General features: G+C 58.9%; 17 protein-coding genes. 11 read left to right on the top strand and 6 right to left on the bottom strand.

The features are described 5' to 3' along the window. Position 1: 1 nt before the first annotated feature. Complete coding sequence (gene gluQRS, locus Q8X48_RS17835) at positions 2-895, bottom strand: tRNA glutamyl-Q(34) synthetase GluQRS (protein ID WP_407802388.1); 894 nt, start codon at positions 893-895, stop codon at positions 2-4. A 199-nt stretch (positions 896-1,094) separates the two neighbouring features. Continuing rightward, on the bottom strand, positions 1,095-1,535 hold the full coding sequence (gene dksA, locus Q8X48_RS17830) for an RNA polymerase-binding protein DksA (protein ID WP_007971100.1): 441 nt from the start codon (positions 1,533-1,535) through the stop codon (positions 1,095-1,097). Positions 1,536-1,870: 335 nt separating this feature from the next. Here dksA and Q8X48_RS17825 point away from each other — a divergent pair, with 335 nt between their 5' ends. Together Q8X48_RS17825 and sfsA are read left to right on the top strand one after the other, a co-directional pair. Then, positions 1,871-3,043 carry a pyridoxal phosphate-dependent aminotransferase gene (locus Q8X48_RS17825; protein WP_102701633.1) on the top strand — a complete coding sequence of 391 codons (1,173 nt, stop codon included), beginning with the start codon at positions 1,871-1,873 and terminating at the stop codon, positions 3,041-3,043. Beyond that, positions 3,043-3,756, top strand: coding sequence for a DNA/RNA nuclease SfsA (gene sfsA / locus Q8X48_RS17820; RefSeq protein WP_407802385.1), 714 nt, complete (start codon positions 3,043-3,045; stop codon positions 3,754-3,756). The genes Q8X48_RS17825 and sfsA overlap by 1 nt, the downstream gene beginning before the upstream one ends. Here sfsA and Q8X48_RS17815 read toward each other — a convergent pair. The 4 genes from Q8X48_RS17815 to Q8X48_RS17800 all read right to left on the bottom strand — a co-directional run bounded on the left by Q8X48_RS17815 (position 3,753) and on the right by Q8X48_RS17800 (position 7,041). Then, the gene (locus tag Q8X48_RS17815) at positions 3,753-4,070 is read right to left on the bottom strand and encodes a Rieske (2Fe-2S) protein (RefSeq protein ID WP_407802383.1); all 318 of its coding nucleotides are present in this window, start codon (positions 4,068-4,070) and stop codon (positions 3,753-3,755) included. The two genes, sfsA and Q8X48_RS17815, sit on opposite strands and share 4 nt — an antisense overlap. Positions 4,071-4,537: 467 nt before the next feature. After that, the gene (locus Q8X48_RS17810) at positions 4,538-4,810 is read right to left on the bottom strand and encodes a TfoX/Sxy family protein (RefSeq protein WP_007971093.1); all 273 of its coding nucleotides are present in this window, start codon (positions 4,808-4,810) and stop codon (positions 4,538-4,540) included. Positions 4,811-5,050: 240 nt separating this feature from the next. Then, complete coding sequence (locus Q8X48_RS17805; RefSeq protein WP_102675579.1) at positions 5,051-5,395, bottom strand: pentapeptide repeat-containing protein; 345 nt, start codon at positions 5,393-5,395, stop codon at positions 5,051-5,053. An 89-nt stretch (positions 5,396-5,484) separates the two neighbouring features. Further along, entirely contained in the window at positions 5,485-7,041 is a 1,557-nt protein-coding gene (locus Q8X48_RS17800; protein ID WP_407802380.1) for a bifunctional aminoglycoside phosphotransferase/ATP-binding protein, read from the bottom strand. A 115-nt stretch (positions 7,042-7,156) separates the two neighbouring features. On the opposite strand from Q8X48_RS17800, the gene mrcB reads away from it, so the two are divergent. The 9 genes from mrcB to msrQ all read left to right on the top strand — a co-directional run bounded on the left by mrcB (position 7,157) and on the right by msrQ (position 17,013). Further along, positions 7,157-9,475, top strand: a complete 2,319-nt coding sequence (gene mrcB / locus Q8X48_RS17795) for a penicillin-binding protein 1B (RefSeq protein ID WP_407802378.1) — start codon at positions 7,157-7,159, stop codon at positions 9,473-9,475. A gap of 16 nt (positions 9,476-9,491) precedes the next feature. Then, complete coding sequence (locus Q8X48_RS17790) at positions 9,492-10,229, top strand: tetratricopeptide repeat protein (protein ID WP_407802376.1); 738 nt, start codon at positions 9,492-9,494, stop codon at positions 10,227-10,229. Beyond that, positions 10,229-10,564, top strand: a complete 336-nt coding sequence (locus Q8X48_RS17785) for a YqcC family protein (protein ID WP_095965611.1) — start codon at positions 10,229-10,231, stop codon at positions 10,562-10,564. The genes Q8X48_RS17790 and Q8X48_RS17785 overlap by 1 nt, the downstream gene beginning before the upstream one ends. 483 nt (positions 10,565-11,047) lie before the next feature. Further along, on the top strand, positions 11,048-12,772 hold the full coding sequence (locus tag Q8X48_RS17780) for an acetolactate synthase 3 large subunit (protein ID WP_015096847.1): 1,725 nt from the start codon (positions 11,048-11,050) through the stop codon (positions 12,770-12,772). Between the two features lie 2 nt (positions 12,773-12,774). Beyond that, a complete protein-coding gene (gene ilvN / locus Q8X48_RS17775) occupies positions 12,775-13,266 on the top strand; it encodes an acetolactate synthase small subunit (RefSeq protein ID WP_003176102.1) in 492 nt (163 codons plus the stop codon). Between the two features lie 45 nt (positions 13,267-13,311). Continuing rightward, on the top strand, positions 13,312-14,328 hold the full coding sequence (ilvC, locus tag Q8X48_RS17770) for a ketol-acid reductoisomerase (RefSeq protein WP_003228216.1): 1,017 nt from the start codon (positions 13,312-13,314) through the stop codon (positions 14,326-14,328). Between the two features lie 144 nt (positions 14,329-14,472). Beyond that, positions 14,473-15,327 (top strand): CDP-diacylglycerol--serine O-phosphatidyltransferase, encoded by an 855-nt coding sequence (gene pssA / locus Q8X48_RS17765; RefSeq protein ID WP_407802372.1) that lies wholly within the window; start codon positions 14,473-14,475, stop codon positions 15,325-15,327. Positions 15,328-15,385: 58 nt separating this feature from the next. After that, positions 15,386-16,399: a protein-methionine-sulfoxide reductase catalytic subunit MsrP gene (msrP, locus tag Q8X48_RS17760; protein WP_407802370.1), complete on the top strand. Its 1,014-nt coding sequence runs from the start codon at positions 15,386-15,388 to the stop codon at positions 16,397-16,399. Next, positions 16,399-17,013: a protein-methionine-sulfoxide reductase heme-binding subunit MsrQ gene (gene msrQ, locus Q8X48_RS17755; protein ID WP_407802369.1), complete on the top strand. Its 615-nt coding sequence runs from the start codon at positions 16,399-16,401 to the stop codon at positions 17,011-17,013. The genes msrP and msrQ overlap by 1 nt, the downstream gene beginning before the upstream one ends. The last annotated feature ends 209 nt before the right edge of the window (positions 17,014-17,222 follow it).

The raw sequence follows: 17,222 nt of genomic DNA, 5'->3' as shown, positions 1-17,222 counted from the left end.
ATCACAACAGCTGTGCCTCGGGCAGGCTCAGTGTGCGCGGGATCAGCGAGGCATCCCAGTGGGCAATGCCCCAGTTCAGCACTTCCCGTGGCGTGGCATCAATCAGTTCGGTTCCCGGGTTCTGTCCCAGTGCACGCAACGCCCGCAATAACAGGGGCGTTGCCTGATCCTCGGTCAACGGCGGCGAACGGTAGGATTTACCGAGTTTATGGCCATCGGGCTGAGTAATCAGCGGGATATGCAGATAACGCGGTTGCGGCAGGCCGAGCAGTTCTTGCAGGTACAACTGGCGGGGCGTGGAGTCCAGCAGGTCGGCACCCCGAACGATATCGGTGATGCCCTGCCAGGCATCGTCCAGGACCACGGCCAGTTGATAAGCGTAGAGCCCGTCGCGGCGGCGGATCACGAAATCGCCGACTTCCCGGCCCAGGTGCTGGCGGTACTCGCCCTGCACCCGGTCGAGGAAGTGGTACTCCAGCTCCGGTACGCGCAGGCGGATGGCGGCATCATCGGCGCCATGGCCGGCATTGCGGCACAGTCCGGGATAAATCCCATGATACGGTTCCAGCTGTTTGCGCGAGCAGGTGCAGGCATAGGCCAGGCCGTGATTGAACAGGCGATTGAGCACCTCGGCGTAGGCGTCGTGCCGCTCGCTTTGGCGAACCAGGTCGCCATCCCACTCGAAGCCATAGCTTTCCAGGGCCTTGAGTATGGCCGCCTGGGCGCCGGGTTCCTCGCGGGGCGGATCAAGGTCTTCCATGCGCATCAGCCAGCGTCCGCCCACCGAGCGCGCGTCAAGGTAGGAGGCCAATGCGGCGACCAACGAGCCGAAGTGCAGATGGCCACTGGGAGTGGGGGCAAAGCGCCCGATGTAAGTGGGGGAGGTGGTGGTCATGAATGCAATGTCACTGTTTCGGGCCTGCGCCAGGTACCTGTAGGAGCGAGCCTGCTCGCGAAAGCGGTGTATCAGCCAGCATCAATGTCGAAGTTGACGGCCCTTCGCGAGCAGGCTCGCTCCCACAGTGTTTTGCCGAGGTGAATCCTGGAAACAAAAACGGAGCGTTCGCACGCTCCGTTCTTCGTTCAAGTCGCAATTACTTGCCGACTTGCTTTTCCTTGATTTCCGCCAGGGTCTTGCAGTCGATGCACAGGTCGGCGGTAGGGCGCGCTTCGAGGCGCTTGACGCCGATCTCGATGCCGCAGGATTCACACCAGCCGTACTCTTCGTCTTCGATCAGCTGAAGGGTCTTGTCGATCTTCTTGATCAACTTGCGTTCACGATCGCGGGCGCGCAGTTCGAGGGCGAATTCCTCTTCCTGGCTGGCACGGTCTGCCGGATCAGGAAAGTTGGCCGCTTCGTCCTTCATGTGGTCCACGGTCTTGTCGACACCTTCCATCAGCTCTTTTTTCCACTGATTCAGGACCTTGGTGAAGTGCTTGCGCATGGGCTCGCCCATGTACTCTTCGCCAGCTTTCTGAACATAGGGCTCGAAGCCGCTGATTGCCTGGTTTTGCTGCTTTGCTTGGGTGGACATGAAATAGACCGCCTCTACTCTTGTAATCCATCTGCGCAGGATTGCTCCATCACCGACACCTGCCGGCCCTGCGGCTGCAAGCGGGCGAACTTACCAGATCAACTCGGGCCGCGCTACTCCCGGATGTCGAGCTTGCGGCTCATGGTGCTTGCCAATGATGACAAACCGTTGTCTGGCGGCTCCGGAACCCTGCTCAACTATTGATTTTAGTCAAACCTTGCGCACACGCTTGAATCGTTTGTAGTCAGGGTTATAAGCCCTCTGACCGCTTTAGGTTCTCGCTCGTTCCTGCGCTTGGGTAGAATCGGTTTTTTTTCCCAGTTGAAGGAAGGCCAATGGCTCAGTCCTACAGTGCCCGCAGTCGCGCGATCGAACCTTTTCATGTCATGGCGCTGTTGGCGCGGGCCAATGAATTGCAGGCGGCTGGCCACGATGTGATCCACCTGGAAATCGGCGAGCCGGACTTCACCACCGCCGAACCGATCATCCAGGCCGGCCAGGCTGCGCTGACAGCGGGGAAGACCCGTTACACCGCCGCGCGCGGCATTCCGGAACTGCGTGAGGCCATTTCGGGCTTTTACCAGCAGCGTTATGGCTTGAACATCGACCCTCGACGCATCCTCATCACACCAGGCGGGTCCGGCGCGTTGCTGCTGGCCAGCGCTTTGCTGGTCGACCCCGGCAAGCACTGGTTGCTGGCGGACCCGGGCTACCCCTGTAACCGGCACTTCCTCCGACTGGTCGAAGGCGCGGCGCAATTGGTGCCGGTCGGTCCGGAGGTGCGTTATCAATTGACGCCTGGCCTGATCGAGCGTCATTGGGATCACGACAGCGTGGGTGCATTGGTGGCGTCGCCGGCCAATCCGACCGGCACGATCCTGACCCGCGATGAACTGGCGAAACTGTCTGTCGCGATCAAGGAGCGCCACGGTCATCTGGTGGTCGACGAGATCTATCACGGCCTGACCTACGGCACCGATGCGGCCAGCGTGCTGGAAGTCGACGACAGTGCCTTCGTGCTGAACAGTTTTTCGAAGTACTTCGGGATGACCGGTTGGCGGTTGGGATGGCTGGTGGCCCCCGATGCAGCCGTCGGTGAGCTGGAAAAGCTCGCCCAGAATCTCTACATCAGCGCTCCCAGCATGGCGCAGCATGCCGCGCTGGCCTGTTTCGAGCCGGCAACCATCAGTATTCTTGAAGAGCGTCGCGCCGAATTTGGCCGACGTCGGGATTACCTGCTGCCGGCCTTGCGTGAATTGGGCTTCGGCATTGCCGTGGAGCCGGAAGGGGCATTCTACTTGTACGCCGATATCAGCAAGTTCGGCGGCGATGCTTTCGCGTTCTGCAAACATTTCCTCGAAACCGAGCATGTGGCCTTCACCCCGGGGCTGGATTTCGGGCGTTATCAGGCCGGGCATCATGTGCGGTTCGCCTACACGCAAAATCTCGAGCGTTTGCAGGAAGCGGTCGAGCGCATTGCCCGTGGGTTGCGGAGCTGGCAAGGCTGATGCGATTTCATCCCCCCCTCGAAGAAGGTCGCCTGATTCGACGTTACAAGCGTTTTCTCGCCGATATCGAAACCGTTGACGGCGAGTTGCTGACTATTCACTGCCCGAATACGGGCTCGATGCTCAATTGTCAGGTCGAAGGCGGGCAGGTCTGGTTCAGCCGCTCCAACGACCCGAAACGCAAGTTGCCCGGCACCTGGGAGATCGGCGAAACCCCGCAAGGTCGGCTGTTTTGCGTGAACACCGCCCGAGCCAATGCTTTGGTCGAAGAGGCGCTGCGAGCGGGCGTCATCACGGAATTGAACGGCTTTACCGGGCTCAAGCGCGAAGTGGCTTATGGTCAGGAAAACAGTCGTATCGATTTCCGGCTCGATTACCCCGAAGGGCCTGCCTACGTCGAGGTCAAAAGCGTGACCCTGGGTTTCGACGGTACGGCGGTGGCGGCGTTTCCCGATGCGGTCACCCAGCGTGGCGCCAAGCATCTGCGGGAACTGGCCCACCTGGCCAGGGACGGTATTCGCGCGGTGCAGTTGTACTGTGTTTGCCTGACCGGTATCGAGGCCGTGCGTCCGGCGCAGGAAATCGATGCGGCTTATGCGCAGGCCTTGCGTGAGGCTATTGAGTGTGGGGTCGAGGTGCTGGCTTACGGTGTGCGGTTGAGCCACGCAGAAATGCTGGTCGACCGGCGTCTGGACGTGTTGCCGGGCGGCTAAAGGCTGATCCAGATCCCTTGTTCATCCTCGCGGCAGGCCACTCCGGTCAAGGCTTGCCCCGCGCACGGGCCGGCGACGCATTCGCCGTCTTCGATAAGGAACAGTGCGCCATGGGTGGCGCACTGGATCAGGCTGTTGCTGGGGTCGAGAAACTGGTCGGGATGCCACTCCAAGGCCACACCCCGGTGCGGGCAGCGATTGATGTAGACATGGACCTGACCGCTGCGGCGCACCGCAAAAAGCTTTTGGCCGTCAATATCGAAACCGCGACTGCTGTCATTGACCAGTTCGGCGCCTGCGCAAAGCAACTTCATCTCTATCCTCAGTACCGCAGCTCGTGACCGGATAGGTCCGGGCTTGACGGTTAAATGCGATCAATTGGCCGTCTTGCCCGCCGGGGACAAGTGCCTATCGTCGAGGATACTTGGCCTGACCGTTCGATGCCCGGGAAACTGTCATGCGTCTGACCACTCGCATTGTGGTGATCGGCATGGCGCATCCATCGCCGAATCCCGTCAGTACTTTTCCACAGGCAAAAAAAGACCCGGCAAGAGCCGGGTCAAATAACCGTGATTAGCCTGATGAGGAGATAATCTGAGAGTCCGAACCAAGGGCTATTCAGAATATCGACCAGTCTCGCGACCAGTTGTGATAATCATATCGATTCTCATTACCAAGTCAACCGCTGTTTTTTGATTTCATTGCGATTCGCCGAAATTACTTCTGCAGGCCCCGTAATCATTGGGTTTCAGGTTGAAAAACTTCGGAAATATTTGTCGGATCAGTTCTTGTGGCGTGAAGAAATAGCTTCCAGTTGTTTGTTCAACGCTTCCTTGCGCTCGGCAGGGATGTCATTCCAGTGAACGTCCATCAGGGCACCTTCAATCGCGTACAACAACACCTTGGACGCCCGAAAACCGCGCGTACGCACGGCCCGATAAGCATCCACCGCCCCGAGGCGACGCAAGTCCGATGCGCTATGGATGCCCACGGCATGCAGCCATTGCGCTGACGTCTTGCCAAGATTCTTCAGGTGTTGCAGTTCATCATTCATCAAGCCTCCTTGCGATGGCCGAATGGAGAGCGTGGGCAATCTTCTGAGGAGTGTAGCCATCAGTAGGAAAAGCGTGATCGTTTGCTCGTTTTCGACGCAAAAGCTTCTAAGAGAAAAGTGTTGGCTGGGGGGAAGTTGGCGCGCGCGCAAGGAAGAGGCAGGGGCAATCAGGGATGGCGAGTGAATATCCCCGCAGTCCAGCGCAATGGGGGCACTGGACGTGTCAGTCGGCAACGATGATCAGCGGGTACGGTAGCGCAATCGCGTGCCGAAGTTCATCGACATGAGGATTTCGTCGGCACTCAGTTCCACTGGAAAGTAGGTGCCGGAGATTTGTGCGTGGGCCAGGCTCGCGCCTTCCAGGTTCGCGTTGCGAAAATCGATGCCGCGCAAGTCGGCGGAACGGAAGTAGGCGTCGCTGAAGTCCACACCGTCGGCATTCAGTTCGCGCAGGTCAAGCCCCCGGAAATCGCCACCCACCATGTCGATAGGGCCATCCTTGGGGCGCTCACTGTTGAAGCCTCTGATGTCGTCTTTGTGCAGCAGGGCATAAAGCGGAGTGTCGAGAAGTTTTGGCTGGCTCATGTCGCATCACCTGATGGTTTTATGACGCCAGTATAGTGCCACTGTTTAACAGCCGTGAGGCCAGCGAGGGCCTCACGACTGAAATAGTTTTACAGGCCCGGCAGGCGCTGGCGAATCTGTTCCACAACGGTATCGAGAGTCCCGCTTTCATTGGTCTGGACGCGCTTGCTGCAGAGGATCTCTGCGGGGGTTAGCGCTTCACGGCTGGCTTGTTGGGCTTCGATTACGGCCAGCGTGGCGTCGGACGGGTCCTTCTTGTCGGCCTGGCGTGTGGCCAGCCAGCTTTCGATCACGGCCTGTGGTGCATTGCAGTCGAGGATCAGGAAGGGGGCACCCGTGGCCTCGGCCACCTTCGCCGCACTGTCACGCTGCTCGCGCTTGAGGTAAGTGGCGTCGACCACTACCGGGAAGCCCGCACGCAGAATGACGTCGGCGATTTCGTGCAGGCGGGCGTAGGTCGCCGCGCTGGCGTCGGCACTATAGATACCGGCCTGTACATCATTCTCGACGGTCTGCTCGCCGAACAGGCGCTTGCGCTCGACATCGGAGCGCAGGCGAATCGCGCCCAGGGCTTCGACCAGACGCATGGCGACATGGCTTTTACCGACAGCGGAAACACCGTGGGTAATGGCCATGAAGCGCGAAGGAATGGTGCTGTAGCTTTCCGCCAGGTTGGCGTAATTGCGGTACTGGCGCAGGGTTGTGGCGCGCTGCACCGCAGTGGCGTCGGCCGGCATGCTGAACAGGGCGACCTTGGCGCGAACCAGGGCGCGGTAGGCTTTATAGAAGTTCAGCAGCTCGAGGCCGCGATAGTCGCCGGTCAGCTCCAGGTACTGGCTGACGAAACGGCGCGCCAGGCACTTCAGGCCGCGATCTTCCAGGTCCATCGCCAGGAAGCCAGTGTCGGCATAAACGTCGGTAAAACGGAAGGGTTCGTTGAATTCGATGCAGTCGAAGATGACGACCTTGCCGTCGATCACGGTTGCGTTACCCAAGTGGATGTCACCGTGGCATTCACGAATGAAGCCTTCGGCCTTGCGCTGGGCGAGCAGTGGTTTGAGGCGTTCGAAGCTGCTTTCGGCCCAGGCTTGCAGGGCGTCGAGTTGCAACAGGTCGGCTTTATCGCTGAGGAACGGGCGGATCTGCTCGAAGTTCTGCCGTACCGGCGCCATGACGCTGTCCGGGGTGCCGGCTTCGTGCCCGGCCGGCACTTTGGGGGCGCTGAGGTGGAAGCGGGCGATTTGCTCGGCCATCTCGTCGATGTGCGCGGTGGTCAATTCGCCATTGGCTTGCAGGGTGCTCAATAGTCCGCTTTGCGGGAACTGGCGCATCTTCAGCAGATATTCGATGGCTGGCCCTTCGCCGCCCAATTGCGGAGCCTCGGCGCTGCCGGTGACGGGCAGCACTTCCAGGTACAAATCGTCGGTCAGGCGCTGGTTCAGGCGCAGCTCTTCAGTGCAGAAATGCTCGCGAGCCTCAAGGCCGGTAAAGTCGAGAAAACCGAAGTTGACCGGTTTCTTCACTTTATAAGCGAAGGGGCCGGTGAGAATGACCCAGGAGATATGGGTTTCGATGACCTGGAATCCTTCTACCGGGTGCGGGTAGAGGGCAGGGTTTTGCAGGGCAGCGATCAAGGTCTGGCTCACAGGCGATCCTTCAGAGTCTGGAAAATCAAGGCCGTCATTATGGCTGCAAGTCCGCTTGACGCAAACCTCGGGGCGCTCCTGTTGAGTATGAATAAAGTGCGTATAATCCGCCGCCATGACTCGTACTCGAACTCCCCGTACCCCAAAAAAACCACCCTCCAGGGGCCTGCGCCCGTGGCTGGGCTGGGCCATTAAACTCAGTCTGGTCGGCCTGGTAGTGCTGGCCGGATTCGCCGTTTACCTTGATGCAATTGTCCAGGAGAAGTTCTCCGGCAAGCGCTGGACGATTCCGGCCAAGGTTTACGCACGTCCGCTCGAGCTGTTCGTCGGACAAAAGCTGAGCAGGGATGATTTCCTGACCGAGCTCGATGCCCTGGGCTATCGCCGTGAAAGCGTGGCCAACGGTCCGGGCGCGGCGTCGGTCAGCGGCAATACCGTTGACCTGAACACCCGTGGCTTCCAGTTCTATGAAGGCATGGAGCAGGCGCAACCGGTGCGGGTGCGTTTCTCCGGCGATTACGTGGCCGAGTTGGCGGGGCCCAAAGGCTCGAAGCTGTCGGTGGTACGCCTGGAACCGCTGCTGATCGGTGGCCTGTACCCGAAAAACCTCGAAGACCGGATTCTGATCAAGATCGATCAGGTGCCGCCGTATCTGCTGGAAACGCTGGTGGCTGTCGAGGACCGCGATTTTTATCATCACTTCGGTGTTTCGCCGAAGTCGATCGCCCGAGCGATCTGGGTCAACGGTTCATCCGGTCGCATGCGTCAGGGTGGCAGTACCCTGACTCAGCAATTGGTCAAGAACTTCTACCTGACCAACGAGCGCAGCCTGAGCCGCAAGCTCACCGAAGCGATGATGGCGCTGCTGCTTGAGCTGCATTACGACAAACGCGAAATCCTTGAGGCTTACCTCAACGAAGTGTTTGTCGGGCAGGACGGTCAGCGCGCGGTGCACGGTTTCGGTCTGGCCAGCCAGTTCTTCTTCAGCCAGCCGCTGGCCGAACTCAAGCTGCATCAAGTCGCACTGCTGGTGGGGATGGTCAAAGGGCCGTCTTCCTATAACCCGCGTCGTTATCCGGAACGTGCCCTTGAGCGGCGCAACCTGGTACTCGATGTGCTGCAGGAGCAGGGCGTCGCGACTGCCGAGCAGGTTGAGGCGGCGAAGAAAATGCCGCTGGGCGTGACCAAACGCGGCAGTCTGGCGGACAGCTCGTTCCCCGGATTCCTCGATCTGGTCAAGCGTCAGTTGCGCGAAGACTATCGCGACGAAGACTTGACCGAGGAAGGCCTGCGCATCTTCACCAGTTTCGACCCGATCCTGCAGATGAAGGCTGAAGCCTCGGTCAACGACACCTTCAAGCGCCTGGCCGGGCGCAAGGGTTCCGATGACGTCGAGGCGGCCATGGTCGTGACCAACCCGGAGACCGGCGAAGTACAGGCCATGATCGGCAGTCGTCAGGCCGGTTTTGCCGGGTTCAATCGGGCACTGGATGCTGTGCGGCCGATCGGCTCGTTGATCAAACCGGCTGTGTACCTGACCGCGCTGGAGAAACCGAGCCAGTACACGTTGACCAGTTGGCTGTCGGACGAATCCTTCTCGGTCAAGGGCGCCGACGGCCAGGTCTGGAAGCCGCAGAACTATGATCGTCGTTCTCACGGTACCGTCTTCCTCTATCAGGGGTTGGCGCATTCCTACAACCTGTCGACCGCGCGTCTCGGCCTGGCGGTCGGTGTGCCGAACGTCCTGAAGACGGTGGAACGCCTGGGGGTGTCTCGTGAATTCCCGGCCTTCCCGTCGATGTTGCTCGGTGCTGGCGGGATGACGCCCATCGAAGTGGCGACCATGTACCAGACCCTCGCCAACGGTGGCTTCAATACGCCGATGCGCGGGATTCGCAGCGTACTGACCGCCGAAGGCGAGCCGCTCAAGCGTTACCCGTTCCAGATTCAGCAGCGTTTCGATCCGGCCTCCATTTACCTGATCCAGAGCGCCATGCAGCGCGTGATGCGAGAAGGTACCGGCAGCTCGGTTTATAACGTGTTGCCAAGAACGCTGACTCTCGCGGGTAAAACCGGCACCAGTAACGACTCGCGAGACAGTTGGTTTGCCGGTTTCAGTCAGGACTTGCTGGCGGTGGTCTGGCTGGGGCGCGATGACAACGGCAAGACGCCATTCACGGGCGCCACCGGGGCCTTGCAGGTCTGGACCAGCTTCATGCGCAAGGCCGACCCGTTGCCGCTGGACATGCCGCAGCCGGATAATATCGTTCAGGCTTGGGTGGATTCGCGAACCGGGCAAGGTTCTGACGCCGGTTGCCCCGGTGCCGTGCAGATGCCGTATATTCGCGGCAGCGAACCGCCTCCCGGCGCCGCATGCGGTGGTGAAAACCCTGCGGAGTCGGTGATGGATTGGGTCAAGGGCTGGATGAATTAAGCAAAGAGGGTTTCAAGTGAACAAGTGGTTGATTCCAGCGGTTGCCGCCGTAGCTTTGCTCAGCGGTTGTTCTTCCGTCCAACGTGGTTCGATTCCGGTTGTGGATTCCGGCACCGCGGTGTCCAACAGTGAGCGCATCTCGGCCAATGGCGGCTTCCGCCAGACGACCGTCAAGCGCCCTGTACAAGGTCAGTCGCAGACCCAGGCGATTGTGCAAGGTGACAGCGGCGTCGTGGTGATGGTGCCAGGTGCTGCAACGACTTCAACGCCAATCAGCACTACGCCTATTACCCCGGGGCCGATCACGCCGGGGCCGATTGACACGTCGCCGGTACAGCCGGCGCCGATCAACCAGGGCAGCTACAGCATGCCGTCGTCGCCAAGCGGGATTCCGTCGGCCAGCTCGGGCGGGCTCTCTGCCGACGAGCAGCTGGACGGCCCGGTACTGGCTTTGCTGACCACCGCTCAGCAGCAACAGGCGAGCGGTGATCTCAATGGTGCCTCTTCCAGCCTTGAACGCGCCCAGCGCGTTGCTCCGCGTGAACCGCAGGTGCTGTACCGCCTGGCGCAGGTGCGGATGGCGCAAGGCGATGCAGCCCAGGCCGAGCAGTTCGCTCGCCGTGGGCTGACCTTGGCCAATGGGCGTCCGGCCCTTCAGGCCAACTTGTGGGATCTGATTGCCCAGGCACGTGAAAAGCAGGGTGACTCCCAGGGCGCCGCACTGGCGCGCCAGAAGGCCAAGGTAACGCTGTGATGGATGCGCGCTTTCTGAAAATCGCCGATCAACTGTTGTTGATCGAGCGCGAGTTGCGGGTGCAAGGCTGGTGGGATGAAGTCTCGCCATCGGCCGAAGCGCTTTCCAGTGTCGAGCCGTTTTCGGTCGATACACTGGATTTCGAGCAATGGCTGCAATGGATCTTCCTGCCGCGCATGAAGATGATCCTCGAGCAGGATTTGCCGCTACCCAATGCTTCGGGCATTCAGGAAATGGCTGAAATGGTCTTTGCCGGACGCAATGTCCAGGGCAAGGATCGGCAGTTGCAGGTATTGCTCAAAGAGTTTGATCAGTTGATCAGCGCCTCTCGCTGAGTCAGAAGCTGCCAGCGTCCGCTGGCAGTTGTCCACAATCTCTCTCTATTTTGTCGGCTACTGCAGGGTAAGTGCATGCGCGTGCCAATTTTTTGCCAAAAGTTGCGCAATCGAAGCTAACACGGGGCTGATTTACGGGTTTTTTCTTGCGTTCTCATGTGCTTAGTAGAATAAAGCTCATAGACGACTTGACTTGCGAAGGGCGAAACAGAAGAATCCAAAGTCCGCTGTACAGGGACTGCCAGAAGCAGACCCTCTCAGCAGATCATGAGGCGCATATCCGCGTCGACCTGTTACACCCGCAACGCGTTACCTCGCGCTGGGTGGGAAAGCCCCGCAACACTTGGGACGATCCCAATACTTGCTCAGTCAGTGCTGACGTAGTCGGCGACCACCGTCGCTCATGCTCTGCCGAGAAGTAAACCTATTAAGACCCGTCCCATTTTTCGTGGGCGGTATTCTGGCGTTTTAGAGGTGAGCAACGTGGAGCTTTTATCTGGCGGTGAGATGCTCGTCCGCTTTTTGCGCGACGAAGGCGTCAAATATATCTACGGGTACCCGGGTGGTGCTCTTCTTCATGTCTACGATGCCCTGTTCAAAGAACCGGAAGTGACCCACATCCTGGTTCGTCACGAGCAAGCGGCTACCCATATGGCTGACGGCTACGCCCGTGCCACCGGTAAAGCCGGTGTGGTACTGGTGACTTCCGGGCCGGGCGCGACAAACGCCATCACCGGTATTGCCACGGCCTACATGGACTCCATTCCGATGGTGGTCATTTCCGGCCAGGTGCCGAGCACCATGGTTGGCACCGACGCATTCCAGGAAACCGACATGATCGGTATCTCCCGGCCGATCGTGAAACACAGCTTCATGATCAAGCACGCGTCGGAAATCCCGGAAGTCATGAAGAAAGCCTTCTACCTGGCGCAATCCGGTCGCCCTGGTCCGGTCGTTGTCGATATTCCGAAAGACATGACCAACCCGGCCGAGAAGTTCGAATACGTCTTCCCGAAAAAAGCCAAGCTGCGTTCCTACAGCCCGGCTGTTCGCGGTCACTCCGGTCAAATCCGCAAGGCGGCAGAAATGCTCCTGGCGGCCAAACGTCCTGTGTTGTACTCGGGCGGCGGCGTGATCCTCGGCGGTGGTTCCGCACCACTGACCGAACTGGCGAAGATGCTCAACCTGCCAGTGACCAATACCCTGATGGGCCTCGGTGGCTACCCTGGCACCGACCGTCAGTTCATCGGCATGCTTGGCATGCACGGCAGCTACACCGCCAACCTGGCGATGCACCATGCTGACGTGATCCTCGCTGTCGGCGCGCGTTTCGACGACCGTGTCATCAACGGCGCGTCGAAGTTCTGCCCGAACGCCAAGATCATTCACATCGACATCGACCCGGCTTCGATCTCCAAGACCATCAAGGCCGACGTGCCTATCGTGGGTCCGGTCGAGAGTGTCCTGACCGAAATGGTCGCGATCCTCAAGGAAATCGGCGAGACCCCGAACAAGGAGTCCGTTGCCAGCTGGTGGAAGCAAGTCGATGAGTGGCGCGGTGATCGTGGCCTGTTCCCTTATGACAAGGGCGACGGCAGCGTCATCAAGCCGCAGGCCGTGATCGAAACCCTGTGCGAAGTGACCAAGGGCGATGCCTTTGTAGCCTCTGACGTGGGTCAGCACCAGATGTTCGCGGCGCAGTACTACACGTTCAACAAGCCGAACCGCTGGATCAACTCCGGTGGCCTGGGCACCATGGGCTTCGGTTTCCCGGCGGCCATGGGCATCAAGTTGAGCTTTCCGGATGACGACGTCGTTTGCGTCACCGGCGAGGGCAGTATCCAGATGAATATTCAGGAGCTGTCGACCTGCCTGCAATACGGTTTGCCGGTCAAGATCGTCATCCTGAACAATGGTGTGCTGGGCATGGTTCGCCAGTGGCAGGACATGAGCTACGGCAGCCGCCACTCTCATTCCTATATGGAATCGTTGCCTGACTTCGTCAAACTGGCAGAGGCCTACGGTCACGTTGGCGTGCGTATCACCGATTCGAAGGACTTGAAGTCGAAGATGGAAGAGGCGTTCGCCATGAAGGATCGCCTGGTGGTGATCGACATTTCGGTCGACACCAGCGAGCACGTCTATCCGATGCAGATCAAAGACGGCTCCATGCGCGATATGTGGCTGAGCAAGACGGAGCGTACTTAATCATGCGGCACATTATTTCCTTGCTTCTGGAAAACGAACCCGGCGCTCTGTCTCGCGTGGTTGGCCTGTTCTCGCAGCGCAACTACAACATCGAAAGCCTGACCGTGGCCCCAACCGAAGACCCGACCCTGTCGCGTCTGACGCTGACCACTGTCGGTCACGATGAAGTCATCGAGCAGATCACCAAGAACCTGAACAAGCTGATCGAAGTGGTAAAACTGGTCGACCTGTCGGAAAGTGCTCACATCGAGCGCGAACTGATGTTGGTCAAGGTCAAGGCCACCGGCGCCCAGCGCGCCGAGATCAAGCGCACTACCGATATTTACCGTGGGCAGATCGTAGATGTCAGCGCCAGCGTGTATACCGTTCAACTGACCGGTACCAGCGACAAGCTCGACAGCTTCATTCAGTCCATCGGCACCGCCTCGATTCTGGAAACCGTCCGTAGCGGCGTGACCGGCATTGCCCGCGGCGACAAAGTACTCAGCATCTAAACCAAATTAGCGAACGGCCTGAACGGCCTGATATAGGGGAAATTCATGAAAGTTTTCTACGATAAAGACTGCGACCTGTCGATCATCCAGGGCAAGAAAGTTGCCATCATCGGTTACGGTTCCCAAGGCCACGCTCAGGCGTGCAACCTGAAAGACTCCGGCGTTGACGTGACTGTTGGCCTGCGTAAAGGTTCGGCTACCGTTGCCAAGGCAGAAGCTCACGGCCTGAAAGTGACCGACGTTGCTTCCGCTGTTGCGGCTGCCGACCTGGTCATGATCCTGACCCCGGACGAGTTCCAGTCCTCCCTGTACAAGAACGAAATCGAGCCGAACATCAAGAAAGGCGCCACCCTGGCCTTCTCCCACGGCTTCGCGATCCACTACAACCAGGTTGTGCCGCGCGCTGACCTCGACGTGATCATGATCGCGCCGAAGGCTCCAGGCCACACCGTACGTTCCGAGTTCGTGAAGGGCGGCGGTATCCCTGACCTGATCGCTATCTACCAGGACGCCTCGGGCAACGCCAAGAACGTTGCACTGTCCTACGCTGCCGGCGTTGGCGGCGGTCGTACCGGCATCATCGAAACCACTTTCAAGGACGAGACCGAAACCGACCTGTTCGGCGAGCAAGCCGTTCTGTGTGGCGGTACCGTTGAACTGGTAAAAGCCGGTTTCGAAACTCTGGTTGAAGCTGGCTACGCGCCAGAAATGGCCTACTTCGAGTGCCTGCACGAACTGAAGCTGATCGTTGACCTCATGTACGAAGGCGGTATCGCCAACATGAACTACTCGATCTCCAACAACGCCGAATACGGCGAGTACGTGACTGGTCCGGAAGTCATCAACGCCGAATCCCGTCAGGCCATGCGCAACGCCCTGAAACGTATTCAGGACGGCGAATACGCCAAGATGTTCATCAGCGAAGGCGCTACCGGCTATCCTTCGATGACCGCCAAGCGTCGTAACAATGCCGCTCACGGTATCGAAATCATCGGCGAGCAACTGCGCTCCATGATGCCGTGGATCGGTGCCAACAAGATCGTCGACAAAGCTAAAAACTAAGTCACGCCCTTGTACGAAAAACGCGGCTTAGGCCGCGTTTTTTCGTTTGGGAGATCGGTTCTGGTATAAAGCTGCATCGTTTGCGGCCGAACCGTCGTCCCAGACACCTGTCCAAACTTTCCACCCCGTTGCAAGGTAATGTCCATGAGCGAACGCCCCGAAGAGCCAAGCCAGGCTTCTGACGCCGAAAGCCTGCTGCCCATCGATGAACATGTCGAGGAGGGCCATGACGCTGAAGGTCGTAAAGTCCGGCATCGTGGTATCTATCTTCTGCCGAACCTGTTTACCACTGCGAACCTGTTCGCAGGGTTTTACTCCATCATCAACTCGATGAGCGCCCAGGCGGCCCTGAGTGCGGGTGACGCGGTCAATGCGAGCAAGTATTTCGCGTTTGCGGCCATCGCCATCTTCGTTGCGATGGTGCTCGATGGCCTTGATGGCCGCGTGGCCCGTATGACCAATACCCAGAGCGCCTTTGGTGCCGAGTATGACTCGCTGTCGGACATGGTTGCCTTTGGTGTCGCGCCGGCATTGTTGGCCTTCGGTTGGGCTCTGGGTGACATGGGCAAGGTTGGCTGGATGGTCGCCTTCGTTTATGTCGCGGGTGCGGCGCTGCGTCTCGCACGTTTCAACACTCAGGTCGGTACGGCGGACAAGCGCTACTTTATCGGCCTGGCCAGCCCGGCGGCGGCGGGTGTTGTTGCAGGCATCGTCTGGGCGTTCAGCGATTACGGTATTCAGGGGTCGAAGATGTCCTTCCTGGTTGCGCTGATGGTGGCTGCGGCCGGCATGCTGATGGTCAGCAACATCAAGTACAACAGCTTCAAGGAGCTGGATCTGAAAGGGCGCGTGCCGTTCGTGGCGATTCTCGCCGTGGTGCTGGTGTTTGCAGTGGTGTTCAGTGATCCGCCGCGCATCCTGTTGCTGGTGTTTCTCGCCTATGCAGCCTCCGGCCCGGTTCAATACCTGTTACGTCTTCGCCGTAACAAGAGCGCGTAATTTCCCTCATACTCCGCAGTCTATGGGTGCACCTGTCTTCCAGAGCTGCGGAGTAACCATGCTGATCAAAGTCACCAGAACGTCCGACTGTCATGAGTCGGACGTCACGCCTGAATCCCTCTATCTTTCTCGACGCAATGTGCTCGGCGCCGCGGTTGCCGGTTTCGCCCTGGGCAGCCTGCCGCAATGGGCCAGCGCTGGCGATGCTGCGCGTTACCCGGATGTTGAACCCGGCAATGCGCCTTCCTGGTTCAGCGAAAAACTTCCCGCTACCCAGTGGGGTGCGGTCAACGTCAAGGATGAGGCGATCACGCCGTTCAAGGATGCGACCCACTACAACAACTTCTACGAGTTCGGCACCGACAAGGGTGATCCGGCAGCCAATGCCGGCACGCTGAAGACTGAGCCTTGGTCGGTGGTTGTGGACGGGGAGGTGGGCAAGCCAGGGCGGTATGCGCTGGAGGACTTCATGAAGCCGTACCAGCTTGAGGAGCGAATCTACCGACTGCGTTGCGTGGAAGCCTGGTCGATGGTCATTCCCTGGATCGGCTTTCCCCTCTCGGCGTTACTCAAGGAAGTAGAGCCGACCTCCAAAGCCAGATTCATCCGCTTCGAAACCCTGCAGGATTCCAAAAGCATGCCGGGCCAGCGCTCCGGTTTTGCCTTGATCGACTGGCCCTATATAGAAGGGCTGCGTCTGGATGAGGCGATGAACCCGTTGGCGATTCTTGCGGTAGGCATGTACGGGCGTGAGTTGCCGAATCAAAACGGCGCGCCGTTGCGTTTGGTGGTGCCCTGGAAATATGGCTTCAAGAGCATCAAGTCCATTGTGCGCATCAGTCTGGTCAGCGAGCAGCCGAAAACCACCTGGCAGAGTATTGCTCCGGATGAGTATGGCTTTTATGCGAACGTGAATCCCACGGTTGATCATCCTCGCTGGACTCAGGCTCGTGAACGCCGCCTGCCGAGCGGTTTGTTCAAGCCCAATGTGCGCGACACGCAAATGTTCAACGGCTATTCAGAGGAAGTTGCCTCTCTATATACGGGGCTCGACCTGAGGAAGAACTACTGATGCGCTATCCGTTTTGGCGTATCGGTGTCTTTGTCGTGGTGCTGGTGTGGCCGCTGCTGTGGTTGTATCAGGCTTGGGAGGATGTCCTCGGGCCGGATCCGGGCAAGGTGCTGGTCGATCGATTGGGGTTGGGGGCGCTTGTTCTGCTGCTCGTGACTTTGAGTATGACGCCCTTGCAGAAACTCACCGGTTGGCCGGGGTGGATTGTTGTGCGGCGACAGTTGGGGTTGTGGTGTTTTGCCTATGTAGTGCTCCACCTCAGTAGCTATGCCGCATTCATTCTTGGTTTTGACTGGTCGCAATTGGGCGTTGAGTTGCGCAAGCGGCCTTACATTATTGTCGGGGCGCTGGGCTTTCTTGGTTTGCTGGCATTGGCGGTGACGTCCAATCGATACAGTCAGCGGCGATTGCGGGCGAGTTGGAAGAAGTTGCATCGCCTGGCTTACGTCATTCTCGGGCTTGGATTGCTGCATATGCTCTGGATTGTGCGTGCCGACCTCAAGGAGTGGGCGATCTATGCGTCTATAGGTGCGTTGTTGTTAGTGCTGCGGCTACCGCTCGTAGCTCGTAGAATCCCTCGTTTAACGGCTAAAAAGGCCTCTTCTGCCAAATAGGCGTAAATAGGTGTTGACGGCAGATTCTGGAGGCCTATAATTCTTCCCACTTCCGGCGCAGTCGAAACGGAAAACTCCTTGGTAAACAAAGAGTTACGCAGTTTTCGGCAGCAGGTTGCTTCAGTTTATCGAAGCGCCAAGGAAGTTGAAAAAGAGGTGTTGACAGCAGCGAGTAACGCTGTAGAATTCGCCTCCCGCTGACGAGAGAT

It is taken from the genome of Pseudomonas sp. QLc11A (genome assembly GCF_052112305.1).
Classification (GTDB): Bacteria; Pseudomonadota; Gammaproteobacteria; order Pseudomonadales; family Pseudomonadaceae; genus Aquipseudomonas; species Aquipseudomonas laurylsulfatiphila.
Note: the sequence above shows the minus strand (reverse complement) of the source record. Positions and strands in the feature narration are given on the sequence as shown.